General features: G+C 68.0%; 15 protein-coding genes. 5 read left to right on the plus strand and 10 right to left on the minus strand.

Going from position 1 to position 15480, the window contains the following annotated elements:
- Position 1: 1 nt before the first annotated feature.
- The 5 genes from guaA to HWY45_RS24205 form a co-directional block, all read right to left on the minus strand.
- Entirely contained in the window at positions 2–1621 is a 1620-nt protein-coding gene (gene guaA, locus HWY45_RS24185) for a glutamine-hydrolyzing GMP synthase (protein ID WP_059809586.1), read from the minus strand.
- Between the two features lie 109 nt (positions 1622–1730).
- The gene (locus HWY45_RS24190; RefSeq protein WP_059885160.1) at positions 1731–2339 is read right to left on the minus strand and encodes a hypothetical protein; all 609 of its coding nucleotides are present in this window, start codon (positions 2337–2339) and stop codon (positions 1731–1733) included.
- A 6-nt stretch (positions 2340–2345) separates the two neighbouring features.
- Positions 2346–3806: an IMP dehydrogenase gene (guaB, locus tag HWY45_RS24195; RefSeq protein WP_059563450.1), complete on the minus strand. Its 1461-nt coding sequence runs from the start codon at positions 3804–3806 to the stop codon at positions 2346–2348.
- A gap of 229 nt (positions 3807–4035) precedes the next feature.
- On the minus strand, positions 4036–4857 hold the full coding sequence (locus HWY45_RS24200) for a copper chaperone (RefSeq protein ID WP_059885162.1): 822 nt from the start codon (positions 4855–4857) through the stop codon (positions 4036–4038).
- Positions 4858–4885: 28 nt separating this feature from the next.
- Complete coding sequence (locus tag HWY45_RS24205; protein WP_059809591.1) at positions 4886–5650, minus strand: DUF899 domain-containing protein; 765 nt, start codon at positions 5648–5650, stop codon at positions 4886–4888.
- A 129-nt stretch (positions 5651–5779) separates the two neighbouring features.
- Between HWY45_RS24205 and HWY45_RS24210 the strand changes: the two genes are divergently transcribed.
- The 3 genes from HWY45_RS24210 to HWY45_RS24220 all read left to right on the plus strand — a co-directional run bounded on the left by HWY45_RS24210 (position 5780) and on the right by HWY45_RS24220 (position 8713).
- Positions 5780–7000 (plus strand): hypothetical protein, encoded by a 1221-nt coding sequence (locus HWY45_RS24210; protein ID WP_059885164.1) that lies wholly within the window; start codon positions 5780–5782, stop codon positions 6998–7000.
- A gap of 31 nt (positions 7001–7031) precedes the next feature.
- Positions 7032–7679: a Vgb family protein gene (locus HWY45_RS24215; RefSeq protein WP_059809840.1), complete on the plus strand. Its 648-nt coding sequence runs from the start codon at positions 7032–7034 to the stop codon at positions 7677–7679.
- Positions 7680–7744: 65 nt separating this feature from the next.
- Positions 7745–8713: a DMT family transporter gene (locus HWY45_RS24220; RefSeq protein WP_059563454.1), complete on the plus strand. Its 969-nt coding sequence runs from the start codon at positions 7745–7747 to the stop codon at positions 8711–8713.
- Positions 8714–8799: 86 nt separating this feature from the next.
- Here the strand turns inward: HWY45_RS24220 and HWY45_RS24225 are convergent, their stop codons facing one another.
- Both HWY45_RS24225 and HWY45_RS24230 read right to left on the minus strand, forming a co-directional pair.
- Positions 8800–9123, minus strand: coding sequence for an RnfH family protein (locus HWY45_RS24225; RefSeq protein ID WP_059563455.1), 324 nt, complete (start codon positions 9121–9123; stop codon positions 8800–8802).
- Between the two features lie 4 nt (positions 9124–9127).
- Entirely contained in the window at positions 9128–9565 is a 438-nt protein-coding gene (locus HWY45_RS24230) for a type II toxin-antitoxin system RatA family toxin (RefSeq protein ID WP_059563456.1), read from the minus strand.
- A 97-nt stretch (positions 9566–9662) separates the two neighbouring features.
- On the opposite strand from HWY45_RS24230, the gene smpB reads away from it, so the two are divergent.
- A complete protein-coding gene (gene smpB / locus HWY45_RS24235) occupies positions 9663–10109 on the plus strand; it encodes an SsrA-binding protein SmpB (RefSeq protein WP_017331942.1) in 447 nt (148 codons plus the stop codon).
- A 167-nt stretch (positions 10110–10276) separates the two neighbouring features.
- Here smpB and HWY45_RS24240 read toward each other — a convergent pair whose 3' ends face one another.
- From HWY45_RS24240 to ppsA, 3 genes are all read right to left on the minus strand, one after another.
- A complete protein-coding gene (locus tag HWY45_RS24240; RefSeq protein ID WP_059563457.1) occupies positions 10277–11224 on the minus strand; it encodes an SPFH domain-containing protein in 948 nt (315 codons plus the stop codon).
- Between the two features lie 31 nt (positions 11225–11255).
- Complete coding sequence (locus HWY45_RS24245) at positions 11256–11687, minus strand: NfeD family protein (RefSeq protein WP_059563458.1); 432 nt, start codon at positions 11685–11687, stop codon at positions 11256–11258.
- Positions 11688–11808: 121 nt separating this feature from the next.
- Positions 11809–14208 carry a phosphoenolpyruvate synthase gene (gene ppsA, locus HWY45_RS24250; protein ID WP_059563459.1) on the minus strand — a complete coding sequence of 800 codons (2400 nt, stop codon included), beginning with the start codon at positions 14206–14208 and terminating at the stop codon, positions 11809–11811.
- A gap of 372 nt (positions 14209–14580) precedes the next feature.
- Between ppsA and ppsR the strand changes: the two genes are divergently transcribed.
- Positions 14581–15396, plus strand: coding sequence for a posphoenolpyruvate synthetase regulatory kinase/phosphorylase PpsR (gene ppsR / locus HWY45_RS24255; protein ID WP_017331946.1), 816 nt, complete (start codon positions 14581–14583; stop codon positions 15394–15396).
- The last annotated feature ends 84 nt before the right edge of the window (positions 15397–15480 follow it).

Raw genomic sequence — 15480 nt, forward strand, 5'->3', positions numbered from 1 at the left:
CTCACTCCCACTCGATCGTCGCCGGCGGCTTCCCGGAGATGTCGTACACGGCCCGGTTGATGCCGCGCACTTCGTTGATGATCCGGTTCGACACACGGCCGAGCAGCGCATACGGCAGGTGCGCCCAGTGCGCGGTCATGAAGTCTGTCGTCTGCACCGCGCGCAGCGCGGTCACGTAGTCGTAGGTGCGGCCGTCGCCCATCACGCCGACCGACTTCACCGGCAGGAACACCGCGAACGCCTGGCTCGTGAGGTCGTACCAGCTCTTGCCGACGTCGGCCTCGCCGCACAAGCCCGCTGCCGCATCCTGCGCGGTCGCGATGGTGTTGCGCAGTTCCTCGATGAAAATCGCATCGGCGCGGCGCAGCAGGTCTGCATACTCGCGCTTCACTTCGCCGAGAATCCGCACGCCGAGGCCCGGGCCCGGGAACGGATGGCGGTAGACCATCTCCGGCGGCAGGCCGAGCGCGACGCCCAGTTCGCGCACTTCGTCCTTGAACAGGTCGCGCAGCGGCTCGAGCAGCTTCAGGCCAAGCGTTTCCGGCAGGCCGCCGACGTTGTGGTGGCTCTTGATCGTCGTCGCCTTCTTCGTCTTCGTGCCGCCCGATTCGACCACGTCCGGATAGATCGTGCCCTGCGCGAGCCACTTCGCGTTCGTGAGCTTCTTCGCCTCGGCCTGGAACACCTCGACGAACTCGCGGCCGATGATCTTGCGCTTCTGCTCCGGATCCGTCACGCCGGCCAGGTGGCCGAGGAACTGCTCCGACGCATCGACGTGCACGACCTTCGCGTGCAGGCGGCCCTCGAACATGTCGAGCACCATCTTGCCTTCGTTCAGGCGCAGCAGGCCGTGGTCGACGAACACGCAGGTCAGCTGATCGCCGATCGCGCGGTGGATCAGCGCGGCCGCGACGCTCGAATCGACGCCGCCCGACAGGCCGAGGATCACTTCCTCGTCGCCCACCTGCTCGCGAATGCGCGCGACGGCTTCCTCGATGTGGTTGCGCATGATCCAGTCCGGCTTCGCGCCGGCGATGTCGTGCACGAAGCGCTCGAGCAGTTGGCGGCCCTTCACGGTGTGCGTGACTTCCGGGTGGAACTGCACCGCGTAGTAGCCGCGCGCCTCGTCGGCCATGCCGGCGATCGGGCAGCTCGGCGTCGACGCCATCAGCTTGAAGCCCGGCGGCAGCTCGGTGACCTTGTCGCCGTGGCTCATCCAGACCTTCAGCATGCCGTGGCCTTCGGCCGTCTTGAAATCCTCGATGCCGTCGAGCAGGCGCGTGTGACCGTGCGCGCGCATTTCCGCGTAACCGAACTCGCGTTGGTCGCTCCACTCGACCTTGCCGCCGAGCTGCACGGCCATCGTCTGCATGCCGTAGCAGATGCCGAGCACCGGCACGCCGAGATCCCACACCGCCTGCGGCGCGCGCAGCTGGTGGTCTTCGTAGGTGCTGGCATGGCTGCCCGACAGGATCACGGCCTTCGGCGCGAACTCGCGGACGAATTCGTCGGACACGTCGTTCGGGTGGATTTCGCAGTAGACGTGCGCTTCGCGCACGCGCCGCGCGATCAGTTGGGTGACTTGCGAACCGAAGTCGAGAATCAGGATTTTGTCGTGCATGGCTGCGGACGGGAAGAAGAACAAACGGATAAGAAAAGCAGCGCATCGCGCGCTGCGTCAAAAGCATGGACAGCGGCGTCGGGCGGGGATGGCGCGCGACGCATGGCGGTCAATCCTGCATCGGCGGACGTTCGTCCAGCGCGACGTCGCTCGACGCGTTGCCGGATGCGGCCGGCGCGGAAGCCGCGGGCGTCGCCGCCGGCACCGCGACCTGGCCGATGACCGGCTCGGCGCGCCGCGGCGCAACCGCCACCGGCTCGGCCAGCCGCTTCGCCGCGCGGGCGTCGGGCGCCGGCGCGGCCTGCGCCACCTGCGCCTTTTCGCGCCGCCGCACCGCCGCGGCAAGCCGGACGCCGCCGAGGCCGAGCACGAACAGCACCGCGCCCGCCACCGCCGACAGCAACTGGCCGGCCGCCGCGAGCGCCGGGCCGTGCGAGCCGATCGCCCACACCAGCGTCAGCACGCCGATCAGCCAGTTCACGTGGCCGACCGCGCGCGCGACGGGCGCCGTCAGGTCGCCATTGACCGCCGCATGCGCGGCGAGCCACGCAAGGCCCAGCAGCGCGATGCCAAACGCCTGGCCGAGCATCGCCGGCTCGACGTTCGCCAGTTGCAGCGCGCTGAACAGCGCGCGCCACGGGGTCAGCACGAACAGCACGCCGAACCCGAGCATCAACAGCGCATCGACGACGAGCACGGCTCGCAGCAGCGGTTTCATCGGCGCTCAGTCCACGTGGTAGTTCGGCGCTTCCTTGGTGATCTGCACGTCGTGCACGTGCGACTCGCGCATGCCCGCCGCGGTGATCTGGACGAATTCCGCCTTGTCGTGCAGCTCGTCGATCGTCCGGCAGCCGCAGTAGCCCATGCTCGCGCGCACGCCGCCGACCAGCTGGAACAGGATCGCGTTGACCGAGCCCTTGTACGCGACGCGGCCTTCGATGCCTTCCGGCACGAGCTTGTCGATGTTCGCGGAGTTGTCCTGGAAGTAGCGGTCTGCCGCGCCGTCCTTCATCGCGCCGACCGAACCCATGCCGCGGTACGACTTGTACTGGCGGCCCTGGTACAGGAACACGTCGCCCGGCGCCTCTTCGGTGCCCGCGAACATGCTGCCCATCATCACCGCGTTCGCGCCGGCCGCGAGGGCCTTCGACACGTCGCCCGAGAAGCGCACGCCGCCGTCGGCGATGCACGGCACGCCCGTGCCCTTCAGCGCTTCGGCGACGTTCGCGATCGCGCTGATCTGCGGCACGCCGACGCCCGCGACGATCCGCGTCGTGCAGATCGAGCCGGGGCCGATGCCGACCTTCACCGCGTCCGCGCCGTATTCGACCAGCGCCTTCGCGGCCGCGGCCGTCGCGATGTTGCCGCCGATCACCTCGACGTGCGGGAAGTTCTGCTTCACCCAGCGCACGCGCTCCAGCACGCCCTTGCTGTGGCCGTGCGCGGTATCGACGACGATCACGTCGACGCCCGCCTGCACCAGCAGCTCGACGCGCTCTTCGTTGTCCGGGCCGACGCCGACCGCCGCGCCCGCGCGCAGCTTGCCGTGCTCGTCCTTGCAAGCGTCGGGGTGCTCGGTCTGCTTGGTGATGTCCTTGACGGTCATCAGGCCGCGCAGCTCGAATGCGTCGTTGACCACCAGCACGCGCTCGAGGCGGTGGCTGTGCATCAGCGCCTTCGCTTCGGCGAGCGGGGTGCCTTCCTTGACCGTCACGAGGCGATCGCGCGGCGTCATGATCGATTTGACGGGTTCGTCGAGGCGGGTTTCGAAACGCAGGTCGCGGTTCGTGACGATGCCGACGAGCTGCGGGCCTTCGACGACCGGGAAGCCCGAGATGCCGTGCTGGCGCGACAGCGCGATCACGTCGCGCACCTTCATTTGCGGCGGCACCGTGATCGGGTCGCGCACGACGCCCGATTCGAAACGCTTGACCTTCGCGACTTCGCGGGCCTGCTCGGCCGGCGTGAGGTTCTTGTGGACGATGCCGACGCCACCCTGCTGCGCCATCGCGATCGCGAGGCGACCTTCGGTGACCGTATCCATCGCGGCGGACACGAGCGGCATGTTCAGGGAGATGTTGCGGGTCAGCTTGGTCTTGAGGCTGGTGTCGCGCGGCAGAACGTCGGAGAAGGCCGGGACGAGGAGCACATCATCGAAAGTGAGTGCTTTTTGGATCAGACGCATGGCAAATCCTATGGGCGCAAAAGCGAATTATACGCGATGTGCCGTTGAATTTCACAACACGAACAAAGGCTTAGGCGGTTTTCTGGTGGTTGGGGGGCCGAATCGTTCGGATCGCCGTTCGGGTCGTTTTCGATCCGGTTTCGTTTTGGCCGGCGGCATGTCCGTTCGCGCCGGCGCCGGTGCCGGCCGATTTTGGCCGATTGCGGGCGATGGCGGCCGGCCCGCGGCGTCACGCGAGCCCGGCCGCACGCGCAACCAGCCACGCGCCCGCCCCGAGCGCACCGGCCCCGATGAGCCGCGCGGCCCGCGCGCCGTCCGGCGCGAGGCGCTCGGCGGCGATGGCGGCCGCCGCGACGGCCATCACGCGCGGGTCCATCACGCCCGCCGCGAGCGCGGCCGCCATCAGGTTCGCGCAGCACCCGCCGCAGTGGAGGCCGAGCCGCAGGCCGTGCCGCCATGCGGCCCAAGCGGCCCGCGCGTCCGGCGACGCCGGGCGCACGTGCGCGGGCGCGCCCCGGCAGCACGCAAGGCGACGCGCCTTCCAGCGCGTGAACTGCACCGCGGCCGCGCCCAGCACCGCGGCGCCCGCCGCGAACGGCACGGCCTGCGCGAACGCGGGCAGCCGGATCGCGGCCGCCGCCAGCGCGGTGCCGGCCGCGAACACGGCCACGCCAGCCAGCGCCCACACGGCAAAATACCCGGCGCCCGCAAGCGCAGTCAGCCACACGGCGCGCGCGGTGCCGGCCACCGCTGCGATCGCCTGCCGGTAGCGCCACAGCATCGGCGCCAGCGCAGGCAGCATCATCGCCGCCGTCATCGCGCCCCACATGCCGAGAAACGCCGCGGCGGCCCTCGTCCAGGCAAGGCCGCACGGTCGCGCCCACGCCATCGACATCGTCCAGCCGCCGGGCATCGGCACGCCGCCCATCGCGGCCATCGACACGCACTGCGCGACCGTCACCACACCCACGCCCGCGAACAGCACGGCCAGCACGCCGAAGCAGGCCGTGCGTCGCCGGCAAGCGGGCCCGGCCACCGTCGACAGCCACATCGCACCCTCCCGCCATTCAGACCCCGCCTCAACGCCGTTCGTACTCGTCGTGCCGGCGCCACCAGACGCCCTGCTCGTTGCGCCCCTTCGGCGCGCGGTCGAGCCACTGGTACATGCCCCACAGGCCGTCGAGGCCGCGCGCATAGGTCGAATAGGTGTGATAGACCACGCCGTCCTCGAGCACGAACGCGCTCATGCCGGGCCGGTCAAGCGAATACGTGGCGGCGTCGGTGCCGCAGGTCGCCGCGAAGCGGGCCACGGGCTCGGGCGGCGGCGTCAGGTCCATCGCATGGCCGGCCCGTCGGTAGTTGTATTCGAGCTCGCCCGTGCGCTGCTGCGCGGCGGTGAACGACACGTTGAAGTCGAAGTTGAAGTCGCTGTCGACCGACGACGCCCACGGAAACGTCCAGCCCATGCGCTGCCGGTAGGCCAGCAGCTTCGCGAGCGGCGCGCGCGACACCGCGGTCAGCGTGACGTCGTGGTTCGCCAGATGGACCGCGAAGCCGTCGAAGCCATCGGCGAGCGCCGAGCACGACGGGCACCCGGCCTTGTAGTCGGGCCCGAACATGAAGTGATAGACCAGCAATTGCGAGCGACCGCCGAACAGGTCCGCGAGCGTCGCCGGGCCGCCTTCGGTGTCGAACCGGTAGGTCTTGTCGACCCGCACCCACGGCAGCGCCTGGCGTTGCCGCGCCAGTTCGTCGCCCTGTCGCGTCAGCGCCTTTTCCGCGTCGAGCAGCGCACGCCGCGCCGCCAGCCATTCGTCGCGGGTTCCGGTGAGATGCGTCGTCATCGTTCGTCCCTCCTGTCGGTGTCCTGCATTGCAAGCCCCGCGGCCGGCACGGCGTGCCGCGCGGGGTTCGTGGTGCTAGATTAGTGCCGGGCTACGAACGACGGGAGTGACAAGTGTGGCGGGATTCGGATGGATGCGCTGATTACCGCCGCGGCCCGCGCACTCGCCGCCGGTGATCCGCTCGGCGCGCTGAACCGGGTCGCATTGCGCGACGATGCGCCCGCGCTCGCGCTACGCGGCATCGCGATGGCGCAGCTCGGTGACTTCGCACGCGCGAAGGCGCTCGTGCGCAGCGCCGCGCGCGCGTTCGGCCCGAAGGAGGCCGTGGCCCGTGCGCGCTGCGTCGTCGCGGAAGCCGAGATCGCGTTCGCGTCGCGCGATCTCCACTGGCCGGCCAAGGCGCTCGACGCAGCCCGCGCGACGCTCGACGCGCATGGCGATCGCGTCAATGCCGCGCACGCGCGCTATCTCGATGTGCGCCGCCTGCTGCTGCTCGGGCGTCTCGACGACGCCGAGCGCGTGCTGGCCGGCATCGACCCCGCGCCGCTGCCTGCGGCCTCGCGCGCCGCGCACGCGCTCGTCGCCGCGGGCATCGCGATGCGGCGCATCCGCGCCCAGGCGGCACGCGCGGCGCTTGCCCGCGCGCGGCAAGCCGCGCACGACGCCGGCATCGCCGCGCTGACGGCCGAGGTCGACGGCGCCCGCCGCATCCTCGACGCACCGGCCGCACGGCTGATCGCGCGCGGCGACGCGCGGCCCTTGCTGCTCGACGAAGTGGAGGCGCTGCTGGCGTCGAACGCCGTCGTCGTGGACGCATGCCGCCATGCCGTGCGCGACGCGGGCATGACGATCCCGCTCGCGCGGCGGCCGGTGCTGTTCGTGCTCGCCCGCGCGCTCGGCGAGGCATGGCCGGCGGACGTGCCGAGGGATGCGCTCGTCGCCGCCGCGTTTCGCGCGAAACACGCGGACGAATCGCATCGCGCGCGCCTGCGCGTGGAGATCGGCCGGCTTCGCGCGCTACTCCGTCCGCTCGCGAACGTCACCGCGACGCCGCGCGGATTCGCGCTCGCGCCGCACGGTGCACGCGAGGTGGTCGTGCTCGCGCGCCCGGTCGACGAGCAGCATGCGACGGTGCTCGCCCTCCTCGCCGATGGCGAATCGTGGTCGAGTTCCGCGCTGGCGCTCGCGCTCGACGCCAGCCAGCGCACGGTGCAGCGCGCACTCGACGCGCTCGCGCAGGCCGGCAAGGTGCAGGCGCTCGGCCGCGGGCGGGCGCGCCGCTGGACGACGCCGCCCGTCCCCGCATTCGCGACGACCTTGTTACTCCCTGCCCCGCTGCCCGGCGACTAGGATGTCGTTACCCAACGACGAGGATGCCGACATGAAACACACCCCCGCAGACATCATCCGCGAATACGGCCCGTTCCCGGGCGTCGACGGCGTGCACGGCGTCACGTTCGACGGCCGCAACGTCTGGTTCGCGTCCGGCGACCGGCTGAACGCGCTCGACCCCGACAGCGGCCGGACGGTGCGCTCGCTCGACGTCGCCGCGCATGCGGGCACGGCGTTCGACGGCCGGCACCTGTTCCAGATCGTCGAGAACCGTATCGAGAAGATCGATCCGCAGACCGGCCAAGTGCTCGCGACGATCCCCGCGCCGGGCAACGGCGGCGACTCGGGGCTCGCGTGGGCCGAAGGGGCGCTGTGGGTCGGCGAGTATCGCGCACGCAAGATTCATCAGATCGATCCGCAGACGGGCGCGCTGCTGCGCACCATCGAATCGAACCGTTTCGTGACGGGCGTGACCTGGGTCGACGGCGAGCTGTGGCACGGCACCTGGGAGAACGATGCGAGCGAGCTGCGGCGCATCGACCCGCAGTCGGGACAGGTGCTCGAACGCGTCGAGATGCCGCCGGGCGTCGGCGTATCGGGGCTCGAATCCGACGGCGGCGACCGGTTCTTCTGCGGCGGCGGCAGCAGCGGCAAGGTGCGGGCCGTGCGCCGCCCCGCTCGCGGAGTGCAGGAATGAACAAGACGATACCCGGCCAGCCCCGCTAAGATGCGCGCTCATCAGCAATTCAGCCGGAGAAGTCGATGCAGCGCGGTGTGGTGTATGGGGTATTGGCGGGGGCCCTGTGGGGCATGGTGTTCCTGGTCCCGAGACTGTTGACCGACTTCTCGCCGCTGCTGCTGAGCGCCGGGCGCTACGCGATGTACGGCCTCGTGTCGGTCGCGGCCGCGCTGCCGGCCGCGCGCTCGCTGCTCGCGCGCCTCACCCGCGAGGATTTCGTCGCGCTCGTGAAGCTCGCGCTGATCGGCAACGTCGCGTACTACATGCTGCTGTCCGGCGCGGTGCACCTGATCGGCATCGCGCCGAGCTCGCTGATCGTCGGCGTGCTGCCCGTGACGGTCACGCTCGCCGGCCTCGGCGACCACGGCGCGGTGCCGCTCAAGCGGCTCGCCGGCCCGCTCGCGCTGGTCGTCGCGGGCATCGCCTGCATCAACGTCGATCTGTTCACGTCCGAGGCCGCGCAGGCGACGACGCTCGCGCAGAAGCTCGCGGGCATCGCGTGCGCGGCGGGCGCACTCGCAAGCTGGACCTGGTACGCGGTGGCGAACGCACGCTACCTGCAGCGCCACCACCATTTCGACGGCAACGATTGGTCGGTGCTGTGGGGCGTCGTGACCGGGCTGATCGGCGGGCTGTGCTGGCTCGCGATCCTCGCGCTGCCGGCCGGCACGGTACAGCAGGCGCTGCCGGCGTCGCGCTGGCAGCTGTTCTGGCTGCTGAACCTCGGCCTCGCGATCGGCGCGTCGTGGCTCGGCAACGGCTTGTGGAACGCCGCGTCGAAACGGCTGCCGCTCACGCTGTCGGGCCAGCTGATCGTGTTCGAGACCGTCTTCGCACTGCTGTACGCGTTCGTCTACGACCATCGCCTGCCGCGCGTGCTCGAGATCGCGGCGCTCGTGCTGCTGCTCGCGGGCGTCTACGGCTCGGTGCGCCAGCACAGCAACACGCACTCCGACGACGATCCGCTGAACGCGAACCTCACCGCGCACTGAGCGCGGCGGGTTTCATCGGATGAATGGCGAGCGAATCGCGGGCTTCAGCGCGACGCGATTCGCGGCAGCGGGCTACAGGTGACGTGTCAGCGCGAATCCTTGTGCTGCCACTTGCGGCCCTCGACGGAGCCCGCGCGGCGGGTTTTCTCGACGCGGCGCTGGCGCGCGACCTTCGGGTCGACGATCAGCGGCCGGTAGATCTCGACCCGATCGTGGTCGGCAAGCGGCGCGTCGAGCGGCGCGAGCTTGCCGAATACGCCTGTCTTCGCGTGGTCGAGATCGATCTCCGGATGCAGCGCGAGCACGCCGCTCGCGTCGATCGCATCGCGGACGGTCGCGCCGTCCGGCAGCGTCACCGGGATCAGCGACTGGCGCTCCGGCAGCGCGTAGCAGACTTCGATCGACAGCATCGCGTCACCCCTTCCCGTAACGCTGGTCGGCGCGCTTGACGAACGAGTCGACGAACGTGTTCGCGATATGGTTGAACACCGGCCCGATGATCTTCTCGAGCAGGATGTTCGAGAACTCGTAATGCAGCGAAAACTCGATCTTGCATGCGTCGGCGCGCAGCGGCGTGAAGCGCCACGAGCCGGTGAACTTCTTGAACGGGCCGTCCGCGAACTCCATGTCGATCCGCGTCGGGCGCTGCTGCGAGTTGCGGGTCGCGAAATGCTGCCGGATGCCCTTGAAGTTGATGTCGATGCGCGCCTCCATCCCGTTCTCGTCCTGGCGGCGAATCTCGATACCGCCGCACCAGGGCAGGAAATTGGGGTAGTCGGCCACGTCGGTGACGAGGTCGAACATCTGTTCCGCCGAGTGACGGATCAATACGGTTTTCTGGACATCTGCCATAAATCGCGCGGCATCGCAAAGGTGAGAACGCAAGCCGGGCGATTCCCGCCCCGCTTTGCTAAAATCGTGATTTTAAACGAGTTGGCCCGATCCTTTCATGAGCATCATCGACAACAGGAAAGCGCACTTCGATTACCACATCGAGGAACGCTACGAGGCGGGGCTCGTGCTCGAGGGCTGGGAGGTCAAGGCGTTGCGCGCCGGCCGCGGCCAGATCAAGGAAGGCTACGTGGTCGTGAAGAACGCCGAGATCTTCCTGATCGGCACCCACATCAGCCCGCTGCCCGAAGCCTCGACGCACATCAAGCCCGACCCCGTGCGCACCCGCAAGCTGCTGCTGCACGCCGAGGAGATCAAGAAACTGATCGGCAAGGTCGAGCAGCGCGGCTACACGCTCGTGCCGCTGAACTTCCACTACAAGGGCGGCCGCGTGAAATGCGACATCGGCCTCGCGAAAGGCAAGAAGCTGCACGACAAGCGCGAAACCGAGAAGAAGCGCGACTGGGAGCGCGAGAAGGCGCGCATCATGCGCGCCGGCACCTGACGCGCACCGCCACGACCGCACATGCAACGGCCCGCTCGAAGCGGGCCGTTGTCGTTTCATGCCGCAAATAGCGAAAACCGGAGGCGAATACGCGATGCCTGCACGCGATCAGGCGGCAATTCGCCGCACCCTCGCGGCCCTGGGCGCCGCCGCCGCGATCCCGCCGATCAAGCCTTGCCGGCCGGCGCGCCGGAGGCCGCCGGCGTCGCGCGCTTGACGATCGACAGCGCCGACGCGATCGCGGTGCCGAGATCCGACAGGTTCGACGGCACGATCAGCGTGTTGCCCTGCTTCGCGAGATTCGAGAACGCGCCGACGTACTGCTCGGCGACCTTCAGGTTCACTGCGTCCATCCCGCCCTGCGACTGGATCGCGTTGGCGATCTTCTGGATCGCCTGCGCGTTCGCCTCCGCCACCGCGAGAATCGCGGCCGCCTCGCCCTGCGCCTGGTTGATCGCCGCCTGCCGCTCGCCTTCGGATTTCTGGATCGCCGCCTCGCGCGCGCCGGATGCGAGGTTGATCTGCTCCTGCTTGCGGCCTTCCGATGCGGCGATCAGCGCGCGCTTTTCCCGCTCCGCGGTGATCTGCGCCTGCATCGCGTGCAGGATTTCCTTCGGCGGCGTGAGATCCTTGATCTCGTAGCGCAGCACCTTCACGCCCCAGTTCGCCGCGGCCTGGTCCAGCGCCGACACGATATTGTGGTTGATGAAATCGCGCTCCTCGAACGTCTTGTCGAGCTCGAGCTTGCCGACCACCGAACGCAATGTCGTCTGCGCGAGCTGCGTGATCGCGAGCACGAAGTTGCTCGACCCGTACGACGCCTTCATCGGATCGGTCACCTGGAAATACAGCACGCCGTCGACCTGCAGCTGCGTGTTGTCGCGCGTGATGCAGACCTGGCTCGGCACGTCGAGCGGAATTTCCTTCAGCACGTGCCGGTACGCGATGCGGTCGACGAACGGCAGCACGATGTTCAGGCCCGGCGACAGCGTCGCGTGATAGCGCCCGAAGCGTTCGAGCACCCACGCGTGCTGCTGCGGCACGATCTTCACCGTCTTGGAGACGATCACGACGGCAATGACGAGCAGGACGACCCAGATGATCAGCGAGTCCATGAAGCGTTCCCTCCTTGTTGTCAGCGGACGATCAGACCGCGGGTTTCGCTACGACCACGAGACAGTTGCCGCGCACGGCGCTCACCTGGTAGAGGCGCGCGTCGTCGCGTTCGCCGTCGGCCAGCTCGACATCCCATTCGGCGCCGCGATACTGCACGCGCGCGCGGCGATCGCGCCATGCGTCGACCGTGACCGTCGCGCCGATATCGAGATTGATGTCCGGATTGGCCGATGCGTCGCGCTTCTGCCTGCGCCCGAGCCCCGAGCGGCGCAGCACGATCATCGCGGCGATCGCCACCCCGGCGGCGGCCGCGAACTGCAGGTGCGGCGGGAAGCCGGCCACCTGCAGCAGGCCGCCGGCGAGGAAGCCGAGCGCGATCATCAACAGATTGAACGTGCCGGTCAGCAGCTCGCCGACAACCAGCACGCCCACCCCGATCCACCAGAACAGTTGCCCTGACATTGTGTGGTCTCCTACAAGCAAAAACACCCCGGTGCTTACCGGGGTGTTTATAGCATGAACCTTGCGGTTTGCCTTCAGCGGGCGGGCGCATGCGCCGCCCGCCGGAGAACCGTTGCCGACCTTACTTGCGGTTGGCGAGCGCCTGCCACGTATCGATGATCGTGTCCGGGTTCAGCGAGATCGACACGATGCCTTCGTCGGTCAGCCATTGCGCGAAGTCCGGGTGATCGGACGGGCCCTGGCCGCAGATGCCGACGTACTTGCCCATCTTGCGGCAGGTGTCGATCGCACGCTTCAGCAGGAACTTGACCGCCGGGTCGCGCTCGTCGAAGTCGACAGCGAGCAGTTCCATGCCCGAATCGCGATCGAGGCCGAGCGTGAGCTGCGTGAGGTCGTTCGAGCCGATCGAGAAACCGTCGAAGTGTTGCAGGAACTCTTCGGCGAGGATCGCGTTGGTCGGCACTTCGCACATCATGATGAGGCGCAGGCCGTTTTCGCCGCGCTTCAGGCCGTACTTCGCGAGCAGGTTCACAACGCGCTCCGCCTGCTTCACGGTCCGCACGAACGGCACCATGATCTCGACGTTGCTCAGGCCCATCTCGTCACGCACGCGCTTGAGCGCGAGGCACTCCATCTCGAACGCCTGCGCGAAGTCGTCGGCGATGTAGCGCGACGCGCCGCGGAAGCCCAGCATCGGGTTTTCCTCGTCCGGCTCGTAGCGCGAACCGCCGATCAGCTTCTTGTACTCGTTCGACTTGAAGTCGGACATGCGCACGATCACGGGCTTCGGGTAGAACGCCGCGGCGATCGTCGCGATGCCTTCCGTCAGCTTGTCGACGTAGAACGCACGCGGCGACGCATGACCGCGCGCGACGCTCTCGACCGCCTTCTTCAGATCCTGGTCGATGTTCGGGTACTCGAGGATCGCCTTCGGGTGCACGCCGATGTTGTTGTTGATGATGAACTCGAGACGCGCGAGGCCGACACCGGCGTTCGGCAGCTGCGAGAAGTCGAACGCAAGCTGCGGGTTGCCGACGTTCATCATGATCTTCACCGGGATTTCCGGCAGTTCGCCGCGCTGCACTTCGGTGACTTCCGTCTCGAGCAGCCCGTCGTAGATCTTGCCTTCGTCGCCTTCCGCGCACGACACGGTGACGAGCGCGCCGTCCTTCAGCACGTCGGTCGCGTCGCCGCAGCCGACCACCGCCGGCACGCCGAGCTCACGCGCGATGATCGCCGCGTGGCAGGTCCGGCCGCCACGGTTCGTGACGATCGCGGCCGCGCGCTTCATCACCGGCTCCCAGTTCGGGTCGGTCATGTCGGCCACCAGCACGTCGCCCGGCTGCACGCGTTCCATTTCCGACGGATCCTGGATCACGCGCACGGGGCCCGCGCCGATCTTCTGGCCGATCGCGCGGCCCGTCGCCAGCACCTGCGACTGGCCCTTCAGCTTGAAGCGCTGCTCGGCCTTGCCGCTCGCCTGGCTCTTCACCGTTTCCGGGCGCGCCTGCAGGATGAAGATCTTGCCGTCGCGGCCGTCCTTGCCCCACTCGATGTCCATCGGGCGCTGGTAGTGCTTCTCGATGATCACCGCGTACTTCGCCAGCTCGATCACGTCAGCGTCGGTGATCGAGTAGCGGTTGCGCTGCTCGTGCGGCACGTCGACCGTCTTCACGCGGCCCGGCTCGCCCGGCTGCGTGAACTCCATCTTGATCAGCTTCGAGCCGATCGAGCGGCGGATGATCGGGTACTTGTCCTGCGCGAGCGTGGTCTTGAACACATAGAACTCGTCCGGGTTCACCGCGCCCTGCACGACGGTTTCGCCCAGGCCATAGCTCGACGTGATGAACACGGCGTCCTTGAAGCCCGATTCGGTGTCGATCGTGAACATCACGCCGGCCGCGCCAACGTCCGAGCGCACCATGCGCTGCACGCCGGCCGACAGAGCAACCTCGGCATGCGTGAAGCCCTTGTGGACGCGGTACGAGATCGCGCGGTCGTTGTAGAGCGACGCGAACACGTGCTTCATGCGGTCGAGCACGTCCTCGATGCCGACGACGTTCAGGTACGACTCCTGCTGGCCCGCGAACGATGCGTCGGGCAGGTCTTCCGCGGTCGCGGACGAACGCACGGCGAACGACAGCTCTTCCGGCGAGCTGGCCTTCAGGATCTCGAACTGGGCACGGATTTCCTCTTCCAGGCGCGGCTGCATCGGCGCGTCGACGATCCACTTGCGGATCTCGGCGCCGGCTTCGGCGAGCGCCTTCACGTCGTCGATGTCGAGCGACTCGAGACGTTTCGCGATGCGGTCGGTGAGGTCGTTGTGCGTGAGGAAATCGCGGAACGCGAGCGCGGTCGTGGCAAAACCGGTGGGAACGCGCACGCCTGCCTCGGCAAGCTGGCTGATCATCTCGCCGAGCGACGCATTCTTGCCGCCGACGATCTCCACATCGGTCATCCGCAACTGCTCGAACGGAATTACATACGCCTGGTCCTTTGCGACGTTTGCTGCGTTAGTCATACAAGCCCCTAAGTGTGAAAAAAATACTCGATCGCGCAAGTGGGCTTGAACGCGGGCGCTTGCAAAAAGGCGCGGCGCGTCTTGTGCAACCTGTTAGATAAACAATCGCGGATGCGGAAATCTTTCGACCCGAATTACAAAAATCCCGGCAGAAGGGCGAAATTTGAAGACAGATCGCCGAACTTGCCGGGAATTTTTGGTCGGTCGCGGCGGGCTCGCCGCGCGTGTCGCGCACCGCCCCCGCAATTGCTTATCCAACAGGTTGCCGCTATTCTACCGTGCCGGCTGCCGGATGTGGCGCGACCTTGTCATTGCGTCTGGAATGCGGCCTCCAGCCCGCGCAACCGCCCTTCACGTTCGACGTCCAGATTCATGCTGCCTACCGTTTTCATCGTCTCCGACGGCACCGGGATCACTGCCGAGACCTTCGCGCATTCGATCCTCTCCCAGTTCGACCAGAAATTCCGCCTCGTGCGCGTGCCGTTCGTCGACTCGCTCGACAAGGCCTACGCGACCGTCGAGAAGATCAACGAAGCCGCCGTGCACGACGGCCGCCGCTCGATCGTGTTCACGACGCTCGTCGACAGCGAGTCGAACGAGATCGTCAAGCGCTCGAACGCGCTCGTGCTCGACATGTTCCAGCGCTTCGTCGAGCCGCTCGAGCAGGAACTGCAGCTGAAGTCGAGCCACGCGATGGGCCGCGGCCACCAGAACGCGGACACCGAGGAATACAAGACGCGGATCGAGGCGATCAACTTCTCGCTCGCGCACGACGACGGCCAGTCGAACCGCAACCTGTCGGAAGCCGACGTGATTCTCGTCGGCGTGTCGCGCAGCGGCAAGACGCCGACCAGCCTGTACCTCGCGATGCAGTACGGCGTGAAGGCGGCGAACTATCCGCTGATTCCGGAAGATTTCGAGCGCGGCAAGCTGCCGTCGGCGCTGTCCACGCACCGCGAAAAGCTGTTCGGGCTGTCGATCGATCCGCAGCGCCTGTCGGAGATCCGCAACGAGCGCCGCCCGGGCAGCAAGTACGCAGCGCCCGAGAACTGCCGCTACGAGATCAACGAAGCCGAGGCGATGATGCGCCGCGAAGGCATCAAGTGGCTGTCGTCGACGCACAAGTCGATCGAGGAGATCGCCACGACGATCCTGCAGGAAATCCGCCTCGACCGGCAGTCGTACTGATCGCGCGCGGCCCCGCGGGGCTGCCGCCGGAATGAGCAAAGGCCGCGTTCGACGCGGCCTTTTTCATGTCGGGAAAACGGGGGA

It is taken from the genome of Burkholderia stagnalis, from assembly GCF_902830275.1.
Taxonomy (GTDB): Bacteria; Pseudomonadota; Gammaproteobacteria; order Burkholderiales; family Burkholderiaceae; genus Burkholderia; species Burkholderia stagnalis.

Excerpts from the sequence above, each read along its gene's own strand:
- guaA (WP_059809586.1), bottom strand. The coding sequence starts at position 1,621 with ATGCACGACAAAATCCTGATTCTCGACTTCGGTTCGCAAGTCACCCAA.
- HWY45_RS24190 (WP_059885160.1), bottom strand. The coding sequence starts at position 2,339 with ATGAAACCGCTGCTGCGAGCCGTGCTCGTCGTCGATGCGCTGTTGATG.
- guaB (WP_059563450.1), bottom strand. The coding sequence starts at position 3,806 with ATGCGTCTGATCCAAAAAGCACTCACTTTCGATGATGTGCTCCTCGTC.
- HWY45_RS24200 (WP_059885162.1), bottom strand. The coding sequence starts at position 4,857 with ATGTGGCTGTCGACGGTGGCCGGGCCCGCTTGCCGGCGACGCACGGCC.
- HWY45_RS24205 (WP_059809591.1), bottom strand. The coding sequence starts at position 5,650 with ATGACGACGCATCTCACCGGAACCCGCGACGAATGGCTGGCGGCGCGG.
- HWY45_RS24210 (WP_059885164.1), top strand. The coding sequence starts at position 5,780 with ATGGATGCGCTGATTACCGCCGCGGCCCGCGCACTCGCCGCCGGTGAT.
- HWY45_RS24215 (WP_059809840.1), top strand. The coding sequence starts at position 7,032 with ATGAAACACACCCCCGCAGACATCATCCGCGAATACGGCCCGTTCCCG.
- HWY45_RS24220 (WP_059563454.1), top strand. The coding sequence starts at position 7,745 with ATGCAGCGCGGTGTGGTGTATGGGGTATTGGCGGGGGCCCTGTGGGGC.
- HWY45_RS24225 (WP_059563455.1), bottom strand. The coding sequence starts at position 9,123 with ATGCTGTCGATCGAAGTCTGCTACGCGCTGCCGGAGCGCCAGTCGCTG.
- HWY45_RS24230 (WP_059563456.1), bottom strand. The coding sequence starts at position 9,565 with ATGGCAGATGTCCAGAAAACCGTATTGATCCGTCACTCGGCGGAACAG.
- smpB (WP_017331942.1), top strand. The coding sequence starts at position 9,663 with ATGAGCATCATCGACAACAGGAAAGCGCACTTCGATTACCACATCGAG.
- HWY45_RS24240 (WP_059563457.1), bottom strand. The coding sequence starts at position 11,224 with ATGGACTCGCTGATCATCTGGGTCGTCCTGCTCGTCATTGCCGTCGTG.
- HWY45_RS24245 (WP_059563458.1), bottom strand. The coding sequence starts at position 11,687 with ATGTCAGGGCAACTGTTCTGGTGGATCGGGGTGGGCGTGCTGGTTGTC.
- ppsA (WP_059563459.1), bottom strand. The coding sequence starts at position 14,208 with ATGACTAACGCAGCAAACGTCGCAAAGGACCAGGCGTATGTAATTCCG.
- ppsR (WP_017331946.1), top strand. The coding sequence starts at position 14,581 with ATGCTGCCTACCGTTTTCATCGTCTCCGACGGCACCGGGATCACTGCC.